The organism is Sodalis sp. RH22, assembly GCF_047324165.1.
In the GTDB taxonomy this organism is placed as follows: Bacteria; Pseudomonadota; Gammaproteobacteria; order Enterobacterales; family Enterobacteriaceae; genus Acerihabitans.
This window is the reverse complement of the sequence record NZ_CP178731.1, coordinates 2,514,204-2,534,669: the sequence shown is the minus strand read 5'-3', so window position 1 is coordinate 2,534,669 and position 20,466 is coordinate 2,514,204. Positions and strand designations below refer to the sequence as shown.

Annotated in this window: 16 protein-coding genes; 4 read left to right on the top strand and 12 right to left on the bottom strand. The window is 53.0% G+C overall.

Translation table 11 applies throughout. The annotated features are described in order from the left end of the window. Nucleotides 1-7 precede the first annotated feature (7 nt). On the bottom strand, nucleotides 8-904 hold the full coding sequence (gene ispA / locus ACL2XN_RS11635) for a (2E,6E)-farnesyl diphosphate synthase (RefSeq protein ID WP_410016204.1): 897 nt from the start codon (nucleotides 902-904) through the stop codon (nucleotides 8-10). Between the two features lie 3 nt (nucleotides 905-907). Beyond that, complete coding sequence (xseB, locus tag ACL2XN_RS11630; RefSeq protein WP_410016203.1) at nucleotides 908-1,150, bottom strand: exodeoxyribonuclease VII small subunit; 243 nt, start codon at nucleotides 1,148-1,150, stop codon at nucleotides 908-910. A gap of 229 nt (nucleotides 1,151-1,379) precedes the next feature. On the opposite strand from xseB, the gene thiI reads away from it, so the two are divergent. After that, nucleotides 1,380-2,828 (top strand): tRNA uracil 4-sulfurtransferase ThiI, encoded by a 1,449-nt coding sequence (thiI, locus tag ACL2XN_RS11625; protein ID WP_413722254.1) that lies wholly within the window; start codon nucleotides 1,380-1,382, stop codon nucleotides 2,826-2,828. A gap of 84 nt (nucleotides 2,829-2,912) precedes the next feature. On the opposite strand, the gene yajL is transcribed toward thiI, so the two are convergent. Together yajL and panE are read right to left on the bottom strand one after the other, a co-directional pair. Then, nucleotides 2,913-3,506, bottom strand: a complete 594-nt coding sequence (gene yajL, locus ACL2XN_RS11620) for a protein deglycase YajL (protein WP_410016201.1) — start codon at nucleotides 3,504-3,506, stop codon at nucleotides 2,913-2,915. Beyond that, nucleotides 3,466-4,383 carry a 2-dehydropantoate 2-reductase gene (gene panE, locus ACL2XN_RS11615; RefSeq protein ID WP_410016200.1) on the bottom strand — a complete coding sequence of 306 codons (918 nt, stop codon included), beginning with the start codon at nucleotides 4,381-4,383 and terminating at the stop codon, nucleotides 3,466-3,468. The genes yajL and panE overlap by 41 nt, the downstream gene beginning before the upstream one ends. 196 nt (nucleotides 4,384-4,579) lie before the next feature. On the opposite strand from panE, the gene ACL2XN_RS11610 reads away from it, so the two are divergent. After that, nucleotides 4,580-5,071: a YajQ family cyclic di-GMP-binding protein gene (locus ACL2XN_RS11610; protein ID WP_331122703.1), complete on the top strand. Its 492-nt coding sequence runs from the start codon at nucleotides 4,580-4,582 to the stop codon at nucleotides 5,069-5,071. A gap of 598 nt (nucleotides 5,072-5,669) precedes the next feature. Continuing rightward, complete coding sequence (locus ACL2XN_RS11605; protein ID WP_413730862.1) at nucleotides 5,670-10,715, top strand: RHS repeat-associated core domain-containing protein; 5,046 nt, start codon at nucleotides 5,670-5,672, stop codon at nucleotides 10,713-10,715. An 86-nt stretch (nucleotides 10,716-10,801) separates the two neighbouring features. Here ACL2XN_RS11605 and ACL2XN_RS11600 read toward each other — a convergent pair whose 3' ends face one another. The 8 genes from ACL2XN_RS11600 to ACL2XN_RS11565 all read right to left on the bottom strand — a co-directional run bounded on the left by ACL2XN_RS11600 (nucleotide 10,802) and on the right by ACL2XN_RS11565 (nucleotide 19,705). Continuing rightward, nucleotides 10,802-12,166 (bottom strand): MFS transporter, encoded by a 1,365-nt coding sequence (locus ACL2XN_RS11600; RefSeq protein ID WP_410016198.1) that lies wholly within the window; start codon nucleotides 12,164-12,166, stop codon nucleotides 10,802-10,804. A 162-nt stretch (nucleotides 12,167-12,328) separates the two neighbouring features. Then, nucleotides 12,329-13,219, bottom strand: coding sequence for a heme o synthase (gene cyoE, locus ACL2XN_RS11595; RefSeq protein ID WP_410016197.1), 891 nt, complete (start codon nucleotides 13,217-13,219; stop codon nucleotides 12,329-12,331). 15 nt (nucleotides 13,220-13,234) lie between these two features. Beyond that, nucleotides 13,235-13,570, bottom strand: coding sequence for a cytochrome o ubiquinol oxidase subunit IV (locus ACL2XN_RS11590; protein WP_410016196.1), 336 nt, complete (start codon nucleotides 13,568-13,570; stop codon nucleotides 13,235-13,237). Further along, the gene (locus ACL2XN_RS11585; RefSeq protein ID WP_413722257.1) at nucleotides 13,570-14,190 is read right to left on the bottom strand and encodes a cytochrome o ubiquinol oxidase subunit III; all 621 of its coding nucleotides are present in this window, start codon (nucleotides 14,188-14,190) and stop codon (nucleotides 13,570-13,572) included. Before ACL2XN_RS11585 ends, ACL2XN_RS11590 begins: the two co-directional genes overlap by 1 nt. Then, nucleotides 14,180-16,174, bottom strand: a complete 1,995-nt coding sequence (cyoB, locus tag ACL2XN_RS11580; protein WP_410016194.1) for a cytochrome o ubiquinol oxidase subunit I — start codon at nucleotides 16,172-16,174, stop codon at nucleotides 14,180-14,182. Before cyoB ends, ACL2XN_RS11585 begins: the two co-directional genes overlap by 11 nt. Before the next feature lie 5 nt (nucleotides 16,175-16,179). Continuing rightward, nucleotides 16,180-17,112: a cytochrome o ubiquinol oxidase subunit II gene (gene cyoA, locus ACL2XN_RS11575; protein ID WP_410016192.1), complete on the bottom strand. Its 933-nt coding sequence runs from the start codon at nucleotides 17,110-17,112 to the stop codon at nucleotides 16,180-16,182. A gap of 449 nt (nucleotides 17,113-17,561) precedes the next feature. Then, on the bottom strand, nucleotides 17,562-19,049 hold the full coding sequence (gene ampG, locus ACL2XN_RS11570) for a muropeptide MFS transporter AmpG (protein WP_410016191.1): 1,488 nt from the start codon (nucleotides 19,047-19,049) through the stop codon (nucleotides 17,562-17,564). Nucleotides 19,050-19,126: 77 nt separating this feature from the next. Next, on the bottom strand, nucleotides 19,127-19,705 hold the full coding sequence (locus ACL2XN_RS11565) for a lipoprotein (RefSeq protein WP_410016190.1): 579 nt from the start codon (nucleotides 19,703-19,705) through the stop codon (nucleotides 19,127-19,129). Between the two features lie 309 nt (nucleotides 19,706-20,014). Between ACL2XN_RS11565 and bolA the strand changes: the two genes are divergently transcribed. Then, nucleotides 20,015-20,329 (top strand): transcriptional regulator BolA, encoded by a 315-nt coding sequence (bolA, locus tag ACL2XN_RS11560; protein ID WP_413727072.1) that lies wholly within the window; start codon nucleotides 20,015-20,017, stop codon nucleotides 20,327-20,329. The last annotated feature ends 137 nt before the right edge of the window (nucleotides 20,330-20,466 follow it).

Here is a 20,466-nt window from a genome sequence, read left to right as displayed (position 1 = left end):
CTTTTTTTTACTTATCGCGTTCAATGACAAACCGTGCCAGCGCGTTCAGGGCCGACGTATCATAACCCAGGCTTTCGACATGCGTTAAAGCCGCCAATGACTCCTGGATCAGATCATGTGCCTTGGCGCGCGCGTTATCAAGCCCCAGCAGCGCCGGGTAGGTGCTTTTGCCCAGCTGTTGATCCGCGCCCTGGCGTTTACCAAGCGTCGCGGTATCGCCCACCACGTCGAGAATATCGTCCTGGACCTGGAACGCCAGGCCGATGGCGGCGGCATAACGATCGAGGAAGGGCAGGGCCGCACGGCCCGGTTCCCCGGCCGCCAGCGCGCCCATGGTTACCGCCGAGCGGATCAGCGCGCCGGTCTTATAACGGTGAATGGTCTCGAGATCCGCCAGGTTGACCGGCGTCACTTCCGCCGCCAAATCCTGCGCCTGGCCGAGGCACATGCCGGCCGCGCCGCTGGCCTGGGCCAGCGCCGAGATCATCGCCAGGCGATCCCGCGTCGCCACCGACGGCATCGGCGCGTCGGCCAGAATGGAAAACGCCAGGGCTTGCAGCGCGTCCCCGGCCAGGATGGCGGTGGTTTCACCAAATTTAATATGGCAGGTCGGTTGACCGCGCCGCAGGTCGTCGTCGTCCATTGCCGGCAGGTCGTCATGGATGAGGGAATACGCGTGGATGCATTCCACCGCCGCCGCCGGCGCGTCCAGGTCCGCCAAAGGCAGGCCGAACAGCTGGCCGGTACGGTAAACCAGGAACGGCCGCAGGCGCTTGCCGCCCAGTAACGCGCCGTGGCGCATGGCCTGGGTCAGCGGTTCCCGGGGATCCAGGGAAGCGAAAAACCGGTCCAGCGCCCCGTCGACCCGCAGATGGCAGGCCTTTAGCTGCAGCGCGAACTCCATGGTTTATTCCGCGTCCGGGGTAAACGGCGTCAGCGGCGCAGTGTTCTCGTCGCTAAGCAATATCTGCACCCGCTGCTCCGCCTGCTGCAAGGTCTGCTGGCCGTGGCGCGCCAGCTGCACGCCCTGTTCAAATGCGTTCAGCGCCTCTTCCAGCGGAAGCTCGCCTGATTCCAGGCGGGTGACAATCTGTTCCAATTCTTTTAGTGCAGTTTCAAAACTGGCGGGCTGTTCGGTTTTTTTCGGCATAACGATTTTTTCACCAACGTAAAGGGCATGGCATATGAAAACAGACAACGTTAGCCCAGAGTGCGATGATAAGCAAATTGGGCTCAATGCCGCGGCGTAAAGTGATATACTGCGCGCCTCGGATGCTAAGGGTAATATCCAGGCGTACTGCGCCGGATTATCCCTATCTTATTATATGACGTGTTCCGCTACGTTACCTTTTTCTTCTGATCACATAACGACTATCGCCATGAAGTTTATCATCAAACTGTTTCCGGAAATTACGATAAAAAGCCAGTCGGTACGGTTGCGCTTTATTAAAATTCTCGCCAGCAATATCCGCAACGTCATGAAACATTATGACGAGTCCCTGACGGTGGTGCGTCATTGGGATCATATCATCGTACGCGCCAAGGACGAGAGCAAGCGCCCGGTTATCTGCGAGGCGCTGACCCGTATTCCCGGCATCCATCATATCCTGGCGGTGGAAGAACACACCTATACGGATATGCACGACATTTATGTGCAGACGCTGGCGCAGTACCACGACCGGCTGGTGGATAAAACATTTTGCGTGCGCGTAAAACGCCGCGGCACCCATGAATTTACTTCGCAGGATGTGGAACGCTACGTCGGCGGCGGCCTGAACCAGAACGTGTCCGGCACCCGCGTGCGGCTCAACCATCCCGAAGAAACCATCCACCTGGAAATCGAAGACGATCGCCTGCTGCTTATCACCGCGCGCTATGAAGGCATTGGCGGATTCCCTATCGGTACCCAGGAAGATGTGCTGTCGCTGATTTCCGGCGGTTTCGATTCCGGCGTTTCCAGCTATATGCTGATGCGCCGCGGCTGCCGGGTGCATTACTGCTTCTTTAACCTGGGCGGCGCGGCGCATGAAATCGGCGTGCGCCAGGTGGCGCATCATCTCTGGAACCGCTACGGCAGTTCCCACCGGGTGCGGTTTATCGCCATTGATTTTGCCGCCGTGGTGGGCGAAATCCTGGAAAAAGTCGATGACGGCCAAATGGGCGTGGTGCTCAAGCGCATGATGATCCGCGCGGCATCGGAAATGGCGGAACGCTTCGGCATCCAGGCGCTGGTGACCGGTGAAGCCCTGGGGCAGGTCTCCAGCCAGACCCTCACCAACCTGCGCCTGATCGATAACGTCTCCGATACGCTGGTGCTGCGGCCGCTGATTTCCCATGATAAAGAGCAGATCATCAATACGGCGCGCGCCATCGGCACCGAGGAATTCGCCAAAACCATGCCGGAATATTGCGGCGTAATTTCTAAAAGTCCGACGGTCAGGGCCGTAAAGCATCGTATCGAGCAGGAAGAAGCGCATTTTGACTTCAGCGTGCTCGAACGGGCGGTGGCGGAGGCCAGCAGCATAGATATCCGCGAAATCATCGAGCAGACCCGCCAGGATGTGGAGGAAGTGGAAACCGCGGCCGACGTCGGCGGCAATGATATCGTGCTGGATATCCGTCCGGTGGACGAGCAGGAAAGCCAGCCGCTGCTGATGGACAACATCGTGGTCCAGGCGCTGCCGTTCTATAAGCTCGGCACCCAGTTCGGCACGCTTGACCAGAGCAAGTCCTATCTCCTGTACTGCGAGCGGGGCGTCATGAGCCGGCTGCAGGCGCTGTACCTGCGCGAGCAGGGCTTTCACAACGTCAAGGTTTACCGGCCTTAAAGCCGCGTCCCGGCCGTTTGCCGTACGCTAAATACGGCAAACGGCAAGCGTGTTCGCCATCGCCGGCCGGGATCCCGGCGTGAGTTACCCGGCGAAATCCCGTATGCCCGCAGGCAGCACCAGCTGCGCCGCCACTTCCGCCGCTTTGCTTCCGCCCAGTAGCAGCCCGATAATATGCAAGGCAAACTCCATCGCCGTACCCGGACCCTGGCTGGTCAGCAGGTTCGCCGTTTTATCGTAAACAACCCGCTCGTCCCGCCATTGCGACGCCGGGATCCGGTCTTTCAACGCCGGGAACCCCGTTAACGCGGCATCAGGAAACAGGCGATGATGTACCAGCACCAACGCCGGCGCCGCGCAGATGGCGGCAATCAGTCTGCCGGCGCGACTTGCCAGACGCAGGCAATCAATCAGCGCCGCGCTGTCGCGCAGGGCCTCGGCGCCCTTGACGCCGCCCGGCAGGACGATAACGTCGAACGCCCGGCCGGCCACCGTCGCCAGCGGGGCATCGGCCAGCAGCCGTACTCCGCGCGAGCAGACAATCCCATGGCTCGCGTTGCCCACGCCCACGCCCGTCACCGTCACCTCAATGCCGGCCCTGACCAGCAGATCGATCACGGTCACCGCTTCGGTTTCTTCACTCCCAGTCGCCAGACATACCATCGCCGAGACGCCCATAGTGGTCCTCCTTCTGTTTGATCAGCTCATACAACCGCTGGTTTTCCGGTACGCTCAGGCCATGTACCCGCGCCCGCCGCACCAGGTAACCATTAATATAGTCAATCTCGGTATGACGCTGGGCGCGAATATCCTGCAGCATCGACGACGTATTGCCCGCGGTGCTTTTAATGGTTTGCCCAACGTAAAACAGCAGGCTTTCATAAGAAGTATGGTATCCCTCGCGATCCATGACCATCGCCACTTCGCGGCACAGCGCTTCGATCTGATCGATATACTGTTCTATCTCGCCGTTACGGCACTCATAGGCCGCCGTCAGCGGGTTGATGACACAGTTGGCGGCCAGTTTAAGCCAGCAGGAAGCGGCGATATTGTTATGCCAGGCCACATCCGGCAACGCCTCGTGCAGCTTTTCCGCCAGGTGGCTGATGGACTGCGCGTTTTCCGTCAGCGGGCCGATACGGGTGGTACCGTTATAGACATGGATAATGCTGCCGCTCTCGCTGCGATAAGCCGCGTGGGTGGTGATGCCCTGCAACAACGGCTGGGTAAGCGCAGGCAGCTCTTCGCGGGTGCCCAGGCCGTTATGCAGCAATAAAATGGCGCAGTCCGCCCTGAGCTGCGGCAACAGCGTGCGGATGGCGCCGGAAACCTGCCAGGCTTTCAGCGTCACCAGCAAGAGATCACTCCCGGACAAAAGCGCGGCGTTGTTGGCGGGCAACTGATGCCGCACGTTCTCCCCCAGGGGCGTCACCACATCCACCGTACAAGACGACTGCGGCACGCGCAGCCATCCCTGGACGTTGTGCCCCTGGCTCACCAGTCCGGCCAGCCACAACTGGCCGATGGCGCCACACCCGAGAACGGTAATATTCATGTTTTAACCTTTGCTATGCATTAAGCCAACCAGCGCCTGCCTGCGCGTAGATTGCTCTGATTATAGACATATTCGCTGCCTATCAAGGGCCGTTTTAGGCCTATTCATTTTTTTGCCGACGCCGCGGACAGTATTTTGTATCTGGCAAACCAAGCGGGTATGATGCTAACCAAAGAATGGCAGCCGGAGACACATTATGCCCTCATTTGACATCGTTTCAGAAATAGATATGCAGGAAGTTCGCAACGCGGTGGAGAATGCCAGCCGCGAGCTCACCACCCGCTGGGATTTTCGCAACGTACCGGCAAGTTTTGAGCTCAATGAAAAAAACCAAAGCATCACCGCCACCAGCGAATCCGATTTCCAGGTGCAGCAACTGGTCGAGATCCTGCGGGAAAAATTGGCCAAACGCGGTATTGAGGGCGGGGCGATAGAGCTGCCGGACGAGATGGCGCGCAGCGGCAAAACCTATAGCGTCGAGGCCAAGCTCAAGCAAGGCATCGAATCCACCCTGGCCAAGAAGCTGGTGAAACTGATCAAAGACAGCAAGCTGAAGGTACAGGTGCAAATCCAGGGCGAGCAGGTACGGGTTACCGGCAAATCCCGCGATGATTTGCAGGGCGCCATGGCGCTGGTCAAAGGCGGAGAGCTGGGCCAGCCGTTTCAGTTTACTAATTTTCGCGATTAAGTGCTGGGCTGACGGCAGGGCGACTTGCCCATTTTAATCTATATAACTTAATAAGATAGGCGTCTGTTATTAAATAGAGCGGGCGCGGTTTTTAGTTTTAGCGTATCAAAAAATGCCGCCTGAATACCCTTTTTTGCATAATCAATGCATGCCTATTGAAATGAATCCCTCTGTTTGCTATCACTATGGGGAATAGATATCTTTGTAGAGGAACGAGTAATATTAATTAAAAAGTCACTCTATGTAAAATTTATAACATATCTGTTTATATAACATAAATGTATGCATTGATTTTACAGTGATCTTCTTTAGCGTTTTTAACTTAACAGAAAATTATTTAAACGATTGGTGGCATTAATGTGTGAAGTCTAACGCCAAGGCTTAATGTCGTTTTGGCGTGGGCATCATAATGCTTTCCCCAAGAGTTAGCGAGTCGACAGTATTTATATGCTTTAAGCCTTATTTCTTAATTTCTATAAATTTTTTCACGCGGGAATAAATGATTATACCTTTCTCACATTACGCGAAAAGTACTTATACCGTTTGTTACTCACTGTGAAAAATTTGTCATAATAGCAACAGTAGGTGAGGTGTCATCATGAGTAGACAATTTTCATCCCAGGCATTTAATTATAGCGATGCCAATCAAACCACGGTCAATCCGCGTACCGGCATGTTTAATGTTTATTTGCCCTTAGTGAACTTGGTGGGCAATGCGGGATTAGGGCCCGTTTTCCAGGTCGCGCTCAGCTATAATGGGTTTGGTAGCTTTAATTATGGTTTTGGCTTAGGATTTCATCTTGGCTATTCTTATTATGATACTGCCTATGGGATTTTAGTACTGAGTTCAGGTGAACAATATAGTGTCATCGAAACCCCACAAGGCATTGAGGTGATACAAAAAAAACTGACTAACTTCCATTTTGTTAGAACAGAAAACGGTTATCGGATTATATGGAAAAATGGCATAGTGGAAGAATTAGGCAGCCCGCAAAAGATGGACACGTTCAAAGTTGTCCTGAGGATTTACAACCCCTTTGGTTTAATGTTGATGTTTCAATGGGATATTGTCGACTCCAATACGATGCCTAAGTTGACTTCCATAGTCGACAATGATTTTGGGACCTTAAGAATTGATTATTTCAATCAAAGTGGTCTCCCCGAAGATCGGCTTACTTTAATAACTGCCTGGCCGGGCACCCAAGAATCTATTTCGTTCGCATTACGATTTGATGACCATAATAGTCTTAGCGAAGTGTTGACCTTAAGCGAAAACGAAATATTGGCGAGTTCCGAATTTGAATATACTAATTTTCTTCATTACCGCTTACTTACAAAAATGCATGCCGATCCTGATATTACGTATGAAATAACCTATGAAGATAGCGCAACGGTCTTCCCTACTAGCGCGTATTTACCGGCATTACCGAGAGTATCGAAAAAGGTAACAAGCATCGGCGGTAAAACTCCCCTCATCACCAGCAACTACACCTACTCTTTATCCAATTTTCTTGGCGGTCACTCCCCTGAACAATTTTGGGTACACTATCGTGACTATCTGCTTGAGCATAGTCAGTATCTTTTTGATTATCAATACTATCAACATGAAGAATATACAAACGGTGCTGATACCATTAGTATTCGATATGTATTTGATGTATTGCATAATGATATAGAAGTGATAAAAACGGTAACGCGTGACTCAAAAAGCTATGTCACTAAAAAAGAAACTGTGTTTAATTCTAATTTGACAGAGCCTTTTGATGCCCAGCCCAGTCAATATCAGCTGGCGTCCACTCAAAAAATAACCTACATATCTCCGGATAAAATCACCAGGGTGGAAACTACCGAAACGCGCTACGACGAAGGCGGCAACCTAGTTTGGCAGCAAAATCCCGATGGTATGATTATCGAAAATGAATATTATCAGAATAATAAGGAGCATCCAGAGACATTAGATCCCTGGGGGTTTGTACGCTATTTATATAAACAAACCATCAAACCTTCTAGTCGGGAATTTATTACTGAATATACAGTGACAGTACATGAATATGAAAGTTTTCCCTCAATAGATAATGCACCGGCCGCCTGGTCCATTGTTCCGAAAAAAAGCCACTTTTATGCCCATGAATCGGTGAAATCAGAAGAGGTACTTATCACCAGCGAGGAACTATTCTATATAAGCAGCCCTCTTAACAACAACCCAATGCATGGCAGGCTAGAACGGAGGGTCAAAACGTTTATCGATGGCGATCACAGCTATCCCGCCACCACACAATTTACCTATTTCTTGTCGGGTGTTATTTTAGTCATATCCAGGGATGACACCGGCTATGATGGCCTAGCCTATGCCACCGCCAGCAGAACCTCTTCTTGCACCGGACGCGTGCTGTCAGAAGTCGATGCGCAAAACAGTCAACACAATTATGACTATGATTTGTTGGGCCGTTTAATCCGGCACACGCAAAATCCCGGCACCGCCTATCAACGTATAAGCACACTAGATTACTACATAGAGAGAAACTGTGACGGTAATTTTGGGGTGACAACCACCACCGATGCTTCCGGCAATAAGATACGCAGCTGGTTTGATGGTCTAGGAAGGCCAGTTAAAAAGGCATCCAATAATATTGATCGCGCCGAAAGCGATGAATGGTTTGAGATCGAAAGTAAGGAATATAATGCTATTAGCCAGGTTTTATCTAATACCCTGACTGACCACTTTGTTCCCACACCTGATGAAATAGAAGAAAGCGTAAGTATTACAGCTACCATGGAATATGAACCTTGGGGAAATGTCAGCGTGATAAGACGCAGTGACGGAACCCATGAGGAAATACAGTTTGATCCGATTAAACTTCAGGCAACCTTGAAAAAATACAGTTCCACCGATCCTAATAAAAAACTTGGCGATATCAGGATCGATTTTAATATAGGGATGCAACCGCTAAAAAAATCATGTATTAGTCTTGATGGCAGCGTTTATTCTGAAACTAGCTCAAGATATGATGGCTACGGCTTGCTGCGTGAGTACAAAGACGAAAAAGGCTATGTCACCCATTACGAATATGATGCGTTTCATAGGCAAGTTATGGTAGGTTTGCCTGATAAAAATGCAACTTTACGAAAGTATGCCGTCCATACTGATAAACCCTGCGTAACCGAAGTTAGTGTACAAGATATACAGGAAAACGTGACGATATTAGGCACTCAGGCATTCGATAGTTTGGGACGTTTGAAGGAGTCCGTTTCTGGCGGGCGCAGATATACTTATGAATATATTGGTGCTAATCCTAAACCTAGCGTAGTAACCACCCCGGCGGGACAATCACTTGAATATCAATATATTCCAGAATTGGGCAATGTGGTCAGTTTAGTAGCCGATCGAAGTCTATACAAAGTATATTCCTGGAATACCCTGGCCGGGAAAATACAAGCTTCGACAAGTGAAAATGTTGACTATCCGGTAGGCCGGGGGCGGATTATGCAACGCTGGTTTTATTCACCTTCTGGGCAACTTGGGCAAGAAGATTTTTCTTCTGACATCAACGCTAGTATTAGATTCGATTGGACATTGTTGGGCGCTGAAAAAAAAGGTAGTCTGTCAGGGGATAATCCATCATCCACTTATGAACGTTCTTTTTGGTACTCTAAACAAACAGGTCAACAAATATTAGGTCAAAATATTAATTCTTACACTAAAACGGATTACGATGATTTTGGCCGCGTGGCCGAGTTAAACCATACCGATGGTTATGTTGATTTTTACGTTAATACCAAATTTTCCTATGATGAGTTCAGTCGTGAGTATAAACGTGAAATTGTTATGGGAGCGGATTTTCAAACCAATTTCAAGGAAACGAAACTAACAATAGAATATTTTTATGAACGAAATGGGAATATTCTTGATAAAAAGATCACTTTGGATGAAAAACTTGTAAACCATGAATTATACGAATATGACGAGTGTAACCGGCTTATTCATATGAAAAGTGAAAGCCAGGAGTTTGCCACGGATGCTTATGGTCAACAATTTGATGAACAGAATTTTTCCTACGATGCATTGAATAATATGACCCGCTGTCACACGCATTTTTTTTATGGAGATGATTATGCGGAGTTTCATTATGACAATCCGGATGATCCTACTCAATTGACCTCGGTCTCACACAGTGCTCCAGTCTATCCCCCGTTAATTTCACTCCACTATGATGCTAATGGGAGAATGGATGTGGACGAGGCGGGGCGTACATTGCAGTACGATATTCTCGGGCGGCTAGTAAAAGCCCATTCACCTGAGCATTCAGGTAATTATGATTATGATGGCATGGATCGCCTGGCAAAAGAAGAAATTGATCATCAGCCGGTGAGTAACATTATATACGAGCATAATACACCACAGTTGAAACGTGATGCTGATGCCAATGATACTGCCTGGGTTGCTAAATGGTTAAAGATATCAAGAGCCAACGGCTTTTTTGAAGACATGGCAGAAATGGCGAGAGATAGATTGCTAAATGTAGTTTTAACCGGCCGCGTAAGTTTTGACGTTACTGCCACCTTTAATACCGAACTCCATTTGTACACCCCATGGGGTTACCGTCAAACGGAGGATCCAGCCTTGCCGGGATTTAAGGGTGAGCTGCGCGATGCTATTACCGGCGCTTACCCATTGGGCAATGGCTACCGTTCATACAACCCGATTTTAATGCGCTTTAACAGCCCCGACAGCCTCAGCCCATTTGGTGCGGGGGGCATAAACCCCTACGTCTATTGCAACAATGATCCAATAAACGGCATTGATTTGGATGGTCACTTAAGCAGAAGATTAGCATTTACCGTTTTATTTAGTGTGATAGGGTTAGTGTTAGCCATACCTACCTTCGGCTACTCATTGGCGGCAGCCACCGCGGGCGTGATGGCCTTATATGGGGTGGCAGGTTTACTTGAGCTCACCTCCGCCGCGACCGGAATTGCTTCGGCTGCTTTAGAAGGATCGAATCCGCGTACATCAGCTATTCTCGGTTGGGTTTCATTAGGGACAGGCCTCGGTGGATTAGGAGCCTTGGGTGCGGCGGCGGCGGGTGCGAAGTTGTCGGTACTCGCTGCTAATAGGGCTGCATTGGCTGCGGGTGGGGAAATGTTAGGCGAAGATTTTATTATATTCAGAGGCTCGCAATATTCCGATCGATTAATCATTGACGCCCATGGGGCTCAACCATTTTTTAGTGGTGAACGTATTGAGGTTTCTGATGGCACCGCTGTCCGTTTTTTTGGGCGCGAAGGGCGATTTCTTAATGATCCTGGGTTGGTTGGCATTATGGATAGTAGCTATCAATCAAGGAATATTGTTCTTCCTGGGGCTTATGTAATTAATTATAATCTTATGCAATATCCAATTGAAGACAGCTTGGAAATCGAAGAACAAGCATATGAGACGCTATTCCATCTATCTCAACGGTATAATGTGGACGTCGTGTTCCCCGCCAGAGGCGTAATTGATTATAAATTTGCCAACTTAAATAGCCTTTTCAGTGAGCTAGGTAAGGCGGGTCTTCGTTATCAATATATTGATGGCGTCTTTTGCCGATTGAATCCATGGCGTTATTTTTGGGCTGCCGCAGATGATGCTATACACTTTTGAACCCTATACTCATATGCTTTCATTATCGGACAGCGCCTGGGATTTATTCAATCCAAGACCTAAGTAGAGACCCTAATAAATTTGGTTTATACCAAGCTTATCAACCGTTCGAGTTCTAATCGGCTGGTTTGCTTGGTATCAATTTTGATATAGGCGCTCCGTTCTTCCGCCACCACCACCACCTCGGTAACCCCAGGCTGCGCTTTCAGTCTTTCCGCCAGCGCGCCATCCTTAACCGCCAGTTCCGACAAGGTAATCCGCAGGCTGCTGACATAAGGCGGTTCCTTAAGCGAAATGCTGATAACCCACCACATCGCCGCCAGCGCCGCGCCAAAGGTAAATACCAGCCACGCCCCCTGCCATTGATACAATAATCCCCCCAGGCTACCGCCGGCCGCCACGCCGAGAAACTGGCTGGTGGAATAGACGCCCATGGCGGTGCCTTTATACCCGGCCGGTGCTTCTTTACTGATAAGCGAGGGCAGAATGGCTTCCATGACATTGAACGCCAGGAAAAAAATCTGGATGCCGGCAAATATCGTCCACAAATGCTGCCCCGCGGCCAGCAGCACGATTTCCGCCAGCAGCAACAGGGTAATGCAGATCATAAATACCCGCTTCATCCGCCGCTTAACCTCGGCGTAGATGATAAATGGCACTACCGCGGCAAAGGATACCAGCATGGTAATAAGATAGACTTTCCAATGATCGGCGGGCGCCAGGCCGGCCTTGGCCATCATCGGCGGCAGGGCGACGAAACTCGACATCAGCAGCGCATGCAGGCAAAAAATGCCGATATTGAGCTTAACCAGCTGGCCGTTGGCCAGCACCTTGCTAAAGCTTCCTCTGACGATGCCGGACTCGCGGTTAAGCATATGGCTATCCGCCGCCGGTACGATGGCCAGGGTGATGATGATGCCCGCCAGCGCCAGCAGGGCGATACCCCAAAACAGCGCATGCAGGCCCAGGGCATGGGTTATTATCGGCCCCAGCACCATGGCGATGGCAAAGGTGACGCCGAAGCTGACGCCGATAAATGCCATGGCTTTGGTGCGGTTCTGCTCGCGGGTTAAATCGGACAGCAGCGCCATAACGGCGGCGGCGATGGCCCCCGATCCCTGCAGCGCACGCCCTAAAATGACGCCCCAGATCGAATCGGTGAGGGCGGCGATAACGCTGCCCAGGGCAAACACCAGCAGCCCGCCGATAATCAGCGGCTTGCGGCCGACCCGGTCGGAGATCAGGCCGAAAGGTACCTGGAATAGCGCCTGCGCCAGGCCATAGATGCCGATGGCCAGCCCAATCAGGGCTTCGCTGGCGCCTTGTAATGCCATACCGTAAGTGGTCAGTACCGGTAGCACCATAAACATGCCCAGCATGCGTAACGAGAACACCGTACCCAAGCCCCAGGTGGCGCGCAGTTCGCTGCCGGTCATTTTAGTATCGTTCATTACTACCTCAAGAGAGCTACCCACATCATTTTAATGCGCCGTGCGAACCGGGTAAACGGAACGTCTTTTAACAGATGTAACAGATGGCGGCGAAAGGGTGTCGATGGCGGGGCAGGTGGCTGGCAAAACCGGGGCTTTGCCAGCCATAGGTCAATGCGGATTTTACCAGACGTACGATAACAGGCTGTTGCTGGCCGGGACCATAAAGTCCACGGACATCATCACGCTCAATGAGGTGATCGCCACGATGGAGAAAATAAACAGCTTGCGCGCCCAGACCTTGTCGTCGTTGGCCGATTTATAGCCCTGCAACGCCATGCCCAGCCACCAGACGCTGACCGCGGCCGCGACGATAAAATATTTATAGCCGGCGTAACCGCCCAGGGTCAGCATCAGCGTCGCCACCATAAACCCGATAATATACAGGGTAATATGGTTTTTGGTCACCGATATGCCGCGTTTTACCGGCAGCACCGGGATTGACGCCGCCTGGTAGTCCTTGAAACGGTAAATGGCGATGGCGTAAGAATGCGGCATTTGCCAGAGACTGAAAATCAGCAGCAGAATCAACGCGCCCATATCGAACCGGCCGCTGACGGCGCAGTAGCCGATAACCGGCGGCGCCGCGCCGGACAAACTGCCGATAAGGGTGCCATAAACTGACTTGCGCTTCATATACAGGCTATAAACGCCCACATAGACAATAAAGCCCGCCACCGCCAGCCACATGGCCAGCGGGTTGGCCGCCACGTACAGCAGCACAAAACCGGCGATACCCAACACAGTCGCGTAAACCAGGGTCACTTGCGGGGAGATAAGTCCTTTCACCAGGACCCGGTTCTTGGTCCTTTCCATTTTCTTATCAATGTCCCGGTCGATAAAGTTGTTGAAAACACAACCCGAGGCGACCACCAGCGAGACACCGATTAAGGTGGCGAAAAATAAGGCATGGTCAATTTGGCCTTTGGAGGCCAGCAAAAATCCGCCGATGACAGAAATTAAATTACCGAAAATAATTCCTGGTTTTGTTACTTGCAGGTATTGCTTAATCATCAGGATTACGCTCGGTTAATGGCTCATCAGGTTGTAGTTCAGATGCAGCATGACCCACAGGGAACCGACAACCAGAATGGCGATGATGAGTACGGCGAAGACCAGCGCCACCACGTTCCACCGCTGCTCGGAGGAGCGATCCAGATGCAGGAAATACACCAGGTGGACCATGATCTGCACCACGGCGCACAGCGCCAGGACGGCAATCAGCGTGGTCTTGGTCGCCGAGCCGTTCATCACCATGACAAAAGGAATGACGGTCAGGATAATCGACAGGACAAAACCGATGAGATACGACTTCAGGCTGCCGTGGCTGGCGCCGCCGTGCCCGGTTGTTGCATGACTACTCATTACATGGCCCCCATCAAGTACACCACGGTAAAGACGCATATCCAGATTACGTCAAGGAAATGCCAGAACAGGCTCAGGCACATCAACCGGGTCTGGTTGGTGGCGGTGAGGCCGCGTTTCGCCACCTGTACCATCATTACCGCCATCCAGATCAGTCCCGAGGTCACGTGCAGACCGTGCGTCGCCACCAGGGTAAAGAACCCCGAGAGGAAGCCGCTGCGGTCCGGGCCGTTGCCTTCGGCAATCAGGTGATGGAATTCATACAGTTCCATGCCGATAAACGCCAATCCGAACAGGAACGTCAGGCCCAGCCAAGCGTTGACCCGGCTTTTATTGCCTTTGTTCATGGCAAGTATCGCCATGCCGTAGGTAATGCTGCTGAACAGCAGGCAGAAGGTTTCCACCAGCACAAACGGCAGTTCAAAGATTTCCTTACCCGACGGACCGCCCGCGGTGCTGTTGACCAGTACGGCATAGGTGGCGAACAGCGTGGCGAATAAAATACAGTCGCTCATCAGGTAAATCCAGAAGCCGAAGACCTTGATCGCCCCGGCGTCGTGGTGCCCATGACCGGCATGGGCGTCTACGTGATCGTGATTATGTAAGATCTCAGTTGACATTATTCAGGCCCGCTTCGCTGATTTGTTCAAAATGACGGTTTTCGATGCGTTCCACTTCCGCGACGGGCACGTAGTAGTCCACGTCTTCCTTGAAGCTGTGCACAATCCAGGTCACGATCATGCCGGCGAAGCCGATAATCGCCAGCCACCAGATATGCCAGATCATGGCAAACCCGAAGAACAGGCTGAACGCCGCGATCACCACGCCCGCGCCGGTGTTTTTCGGCATATGGATCGGCTCGTAGGACGCCGGTTTCTGGTAAGCGGTGCCGTCTTCCTTCATCTGCCAGAAGGCGTCGCGGTGATCCTGGACATCCGGCACCACGGCAAAGTTATAGAACGGCGGCGGCGAGGAGGTGGACCATTCCAGGGTACGTCCGCCCCACGGGTCGCCGGTCAAATCGCGGTTCTGATCGCGCTGGATAACGCTCAACACAATCTGGATGACCTGGCACAGGATACCGAGCGCGATTAACGCCGCCCCGCCGGCGGCAACCAGCAGCAAAGCATGGAACTGCGGATCAATCTGCTGGCTCAGACGACGGGTCATGCCCATGAAGCCCAGGGCGTACAGCGGCATAAAGGCGACATAGAAACCGACGATCCAAAACCAGAACGCGCGTTTACCCCATTTTTCATTCAGGGTGTAGCCGAAGGCCTTCGGCCACCAGTAGGTCATGCCGGCAAAGCAGCCGAACACCACGCCGCCGATGATGACGTTATGAAAGTGGGCAATCAGGAACAGGCTGTTGTGCAGCACGAAGTCGGCGCCCGGCACCGCCAGCAGCACCCCGGTCATGCCGCCGATGGAGAAGGTGATGATAAAGCCGACGGTCCAGAGCATGGCCGAGTTAAAGACGATACGGCCCTGGTACATGGTAAACAGCCAGTTGAAGATTTTAACCCCGGTCGGAATGGCGATAATCATCGTCATGATGCCGAAGAAGGCGTTGACGTTGGCCCCGGAGCCCATGGTGAAGAAGTGATGCAGCCACACGCAGAACGACAGGATGGTAATGGCGATGGTGGCCCATACCAGGGACGTATACCCGAACAGCCGCTTCTTGGAGAAGGTGGCCACCACTTCCGAGAACACGCCGAACACCGGCAGCACCAGGATATACACTTCCGGATGGCCCCAGGCCCAGAACAGGTTGACATACATCATCATGTTGCCCCCCATGTCGTTGGTAAAGAAATGGGTGCCGAGGTAGCGGTCCAGGGTCAGCAGCACGATGGTCACGGTCAGGATCGGGAAGGCGGCGATGATCAGCACGTTGGTGCACAACGAGGCCCAGGTAAAGACCGGCATTTTCATCATCGGCATGTTCGGCGCGCGCATCCGCATGATGGTGGCGAAGAAGTTAACGCCGGTGAGGGTGGTGCCGATACCGGCTATCTGGATACTCCAGATCCAGTAGTCGACCCCGACGCCGGGACTGTACTCCTTGCCGGCCAGCGGCGGATAGGCGACCCAGCCGGTCTGGGCGAATTCGCCGATGCCCAGCGAGACGTTAATCAAGATCACGCCCACCACGAAGAACCAGAAGCTCAGTGAGTTCAGGAACGGGAAGGCCACGTCGCGCGCGCCGATTTGCAGCGGCACCGCCAGGTTCATCAGCCCGACCACGAACGGGGTGGCCATGAAGATGATCATGATGACGCCGTGGGCGGTCACCACCTGGTCGTAATGGTGCGGCGGCAGGAAGCCGGCCTCGCCGGCCGAGGCCAGCGCCTGCTGCGAACGCATCATGATGGCGTCGGCGAAGCCGCGCAGCAGCATGACGAACGCCACGATCATATACATGACGCCGATTTTTTTATGATCGACGGTGGTGAACCACTCTTTCCAGAGATATTCCCATTTACCGAAATACGTAATGCCTGCCACCAGCGCCGCGCCGATGACGATAATGGCGGCGACGGTGATCATAATGATCGGTTCGTGGTACGGAACCGAATCCAGCGTTAATTTTCCCAACATCGTAGTTATTCCTCGGTTCCCGCGTGAGAGTGCTCACTCATGCTCATGTCCATGTCCTTGTCCTGGGTCATGTCCATGCTCTTGCCCTTGCCCATGAATTTATCAATCACCGCATGGTACAAGTCAGGCTTAACGCTGGAGAAATACTCAACCGGATTGAATTCGCTGGGCGCGGCCAACTGTTCGTAGGCATCCATGGTGGTGAGCGTTTCCGGCGAGGCTTTAACTTTGGCCACCCAATCATCAAACCCTTGCTGGTCCGGCGTGGCAATGGCCTTGAATTTCATGCCGGAGAACCCCCTGCCGCTGAAGTTCGACGAGATGCCGTCATAGGAGCCGGATTCGTTGGCAATCAGATGCAGCGTGGCGTTCATGCCCGCCATGGCGTAGATCTGGCCGCCCAGGCGCGGGATAAAGAACGAATTCATCACCGAGTTGGAGGTGATTTCGAACCTGACCGGCACGTTGGTGGGGAAGGCTATCTGGTTGACGGTGGCGATGCCCTGCTCAGGATAAATGAACAGCCACTTCCAGTCCATGGCGACCACCTGGATGGTGATGGGCTTGGCGTCGGAGGCAATCGGCTTGCTGGGGTCCAGCGCATGGGTTGATTTCCAGGTAAGGAGCGCCAGGAAAATAATGATCAGGATCGGGACAGTCCACACCACCAGTTCCACTTTGCTGGAGTGGGACCAGTTGGGGCTGTACGTCGCCTGGGTATTGGACGCGCGATATTTGATGGCAAAAACCACTGCCATGACGATTGCAGGTACAACCACTAATAACATCAGCCCAAGGGCGGTGAGTATGAGTGAACGTTGCTCCAGTCCAATCTGTCCTTTGGGATTCATTAACGCCATATCGCAACCGCTCAGCAGGGCGGAGGCGCAAAACAATGACAGAATCCCTAAACTTTTATTGTATTTCCTGAGTCTCATCTAACGACCTCAATAAAAAAAGGGCTTTAATGTCGTTTCTTGTGTGTGGGCATTTTACGGGAAGGTTGCAGTACTGTAAACACGCTTAAGCTTTTGTCAGAAACATGTTTCCGCTTTTTGCAAATGAAATCTTTGGCAACCGAAATTATAACAAAACATGAATATCCACAAAGGCTTAGAGAGAAATAAACCAAACCGCCGCTTTATCCGCCTTAGAAAGAATAACACCGCAGTTTTAGTATCATTGCATTAACAATGCAGTAGCATTTTTAGACAAATAAACTACAAGCCGGCAAATATGACCGCTTGAAAATAGTAGATTGACTAAATTGTCACATTACTGGCATAAAAAAATATCGTATTCCGATACAAAAAATATGTCCCCGCTATCCGGGCTATTTTTTCGCCAGTTATTGCGTCGGCAACACAACGCTTATTTTTTAATCGACTCAAACGGCGTTTTTGGCGCGCCGCATTGATATAAAATCGCACCAGCACCCGCTTAGTATACCCAAAGCCAGCAACATCGCCCCTGATTCCCACAAAAAACCTGTAATGGACCCGGACGCCAGCCATCCCAGGGCCTGCAGCGCCAGCAGCAGCAGGCTTATGGCCAGCAGCGCCGCGCCCAGCATCAGCAGCCGCAGCGCCCAGCGATAGGGACCGATAAAACCGTCGCGCCGCAGGAAACTGTCGGTTTCCTGGGTAAACCGCAGGGTTTCACGGCATAACAGCAGCAGGAGCAGGCCGGGAAACGCGGCGATGATGGAAAAGACATAGAACCAGGCCCAGCCATGGAGCTCCACGAACCAGCCGGCGATGGGGCCGACATAGACCCGGCCCACCGCCGACAGCGCGGACAGCAGGGCAAACTGCGTGGCGGAAAAGGACTTGTTGCATAAAGTCATCAACAACGCCACGAAGGCTGCGGTTCCCATGCCGCCGCAAAGATTCTCGACAAAAATGGCCGCGCCCATGGTCAGGATATGCCGATCCGTAACCGCCAGCAGCCAGTAACCGGCGTTGGAGACCGCCTGCAGCAGGCCGAACAGCATCAGGGCGCGAAACAGCGACAGGCGCTGCATCAGCAGGCCGCCTGCCAGGGTGCCCACCACGGTGGCCAGCAGGCCGAGGGTTTTGTTGACCACCCCCACTTCCCCGGCGGCAAAACCGACGCCGCGAATAAGGAACGTGGTGCTAAGGCTGCCGGCAAAGGCGTCGCCAAGCTTATAAAAGACAATCAGCATCAGGATAAGCCACGCGTTATTGCGGCCGAAAAAATCCTTCAGCGGCGCCACCACCGCTTGTTCAAGGGTCGGCGGCGCGGGAACCGCGTCGTCCGGCTCCGGCGCCAGCAGGGCGACGATCACGCCGATCAGCATCAGTCCTGCCATCAGCCAGTAGGTGGCCTGCCAGCCCAGCAGCCGATCCGCCAGCCACAGGGCCAGCCCGCCGGATACCAGCATGCCGACGCGATAGCCCAGCACCGACACCGCCGCGCCGGTGCCGCGATCCTGCGGCGCCAGGAGATCGGTTTTATAGGCATCGAACACGATATCCTGCGAGGCGGAGCAAAACGCCACCCATACCGCCAGCAGGGCCATCAGCATGAGATCGCGCGACGGATCCCGGGTGCCCATGGCGATAAGCCCGGCCATCAGCAACAGTTGGGTTATCACCAGCCAGCCGCGCCGCCGGCCCAGCAGCGGCGGCTGGTATCTGTCCATCAGCGGCGACCAGAGAAACTTAAACACGTACGCCTGCCCCACCAGCGAAAAGAATCCGATGGTCTTTAAATCGACATCGGCCACCGTCATCCAGGCCTGGAGCGTGCCTGATGTGAGCGCGAGCGGCAGCCCCGAGGCGAAGCCCAGGCACAATAACATGAGGGATCGCGGCTGGGCGAGGGTGGCGAGGCTGAGCTGGTGATTAGGCATGGGCGGCTTTCTGCTGTCTCATTGGCGTTGCGGGACCGGCGGCTGCCCGCCTGAACGCGGGCAGGATAAGGCAAAAATTACTGGGCGTTTTGTTTAATAAAGTTGGTGATACTGGTGTCCTGCGCCATATCGCTGATGACATCCCCCAGCACGCTGTTCACCGCATTGGTGATTTTTTGATTGCTGGCGACAAACGCGCCCTGGACATTGTAGGTGGACTGGTAATGTTTTATCTGTTTATTGCCGTTTTTCGCCTGGGCAATTATCGAGATATCCGCGCTGGTGGTGATGTTATAGCGCACATTGCCTTGGGATACATCCGCATACAGTTTGTTGACGATAATTTGCAGGTCGACGCCGCCGTTCGGTCCAACCATATAGCCGCGGGCGGTCATCTGTTTTTCCAGCACTTCCTGCAGCAGGAAGCGCAGGTCGCGCGACGGGGTGAGGACGACCAGTTCGCCGTCGCGGTTCACCTTGGCTAGCGCCTGGTCGGTGCGCTGATCGGCGCCGTTGACGCTGACGGTGGCGCCGCGAATCATCGGATCCTGTTGCGGCAACTCGATTTTAGGCGTGATGTCGAGGGTGTTGCTCTTGCCGGCGCAGCCGGCGAGCAACAGCGCGGCCAATAAGGGGAAAAACAATTTTTTAAGCATAATCGCCTTCTCAATCATTAAGATGCATTAGGGGTGAGAGATATTGCTCTCATCATATCATCGCCGCTGGCCGGGGGAAGATCTGAATCACGCTAAATTGCGTCATGGTCAGATCTTCCCGCTGTGGCGGGGGCTCGGCAAAAAAATGTCTTTTTAACCGTTTCGTCACTCCATATACTGTTAAACCAGGCTGAAGTTTCGGCTTTTTAAGACAAAAATTTATGATAATAGTGCTATGAGTTAATAAAAAGTCAGCTAAAGTTTAATTGACAGTGCAGGGCACGCGGCCTACGCAGTAAGGAGAATGAAATGTTTCGCGAGCAGATTGAAGCAAAAATAAGGGCGGCGTTTGATCCGATCTTCCTGGAAGTCGTGGACGAGAGCTACCGGCATAATGTGCCGGCGGGTGCGGAAAGCCATTTTAAAGTGATCGTGGTGAGCGAAAACTTCACGGGCGAGCGCATTTTAACGCGCCATCGTTCCCTGTACGCCGTGTTGGCGGAAGAACTGGCCGGTCCGGTTCACGCGCTTGCGCTGCATGCCTATACCCTGAAAGAGTGGACCAGCCTGCAGAACGCGGTTCCCGCATCGCCGCCGTGCCGCGGCGCCCGGCTTATCGCCTGAACTGATTACCTTTTATTTGCGTCTGCCGTTGGCGGGCATCCTCTCCCTCAAACACGCCGTGATTCGCTGCGGTGTCGGCGGGCCTGGCATGCCGTGGGGCACTCGGTCGGGCGGGAACACCACGCCCGATTCGACCC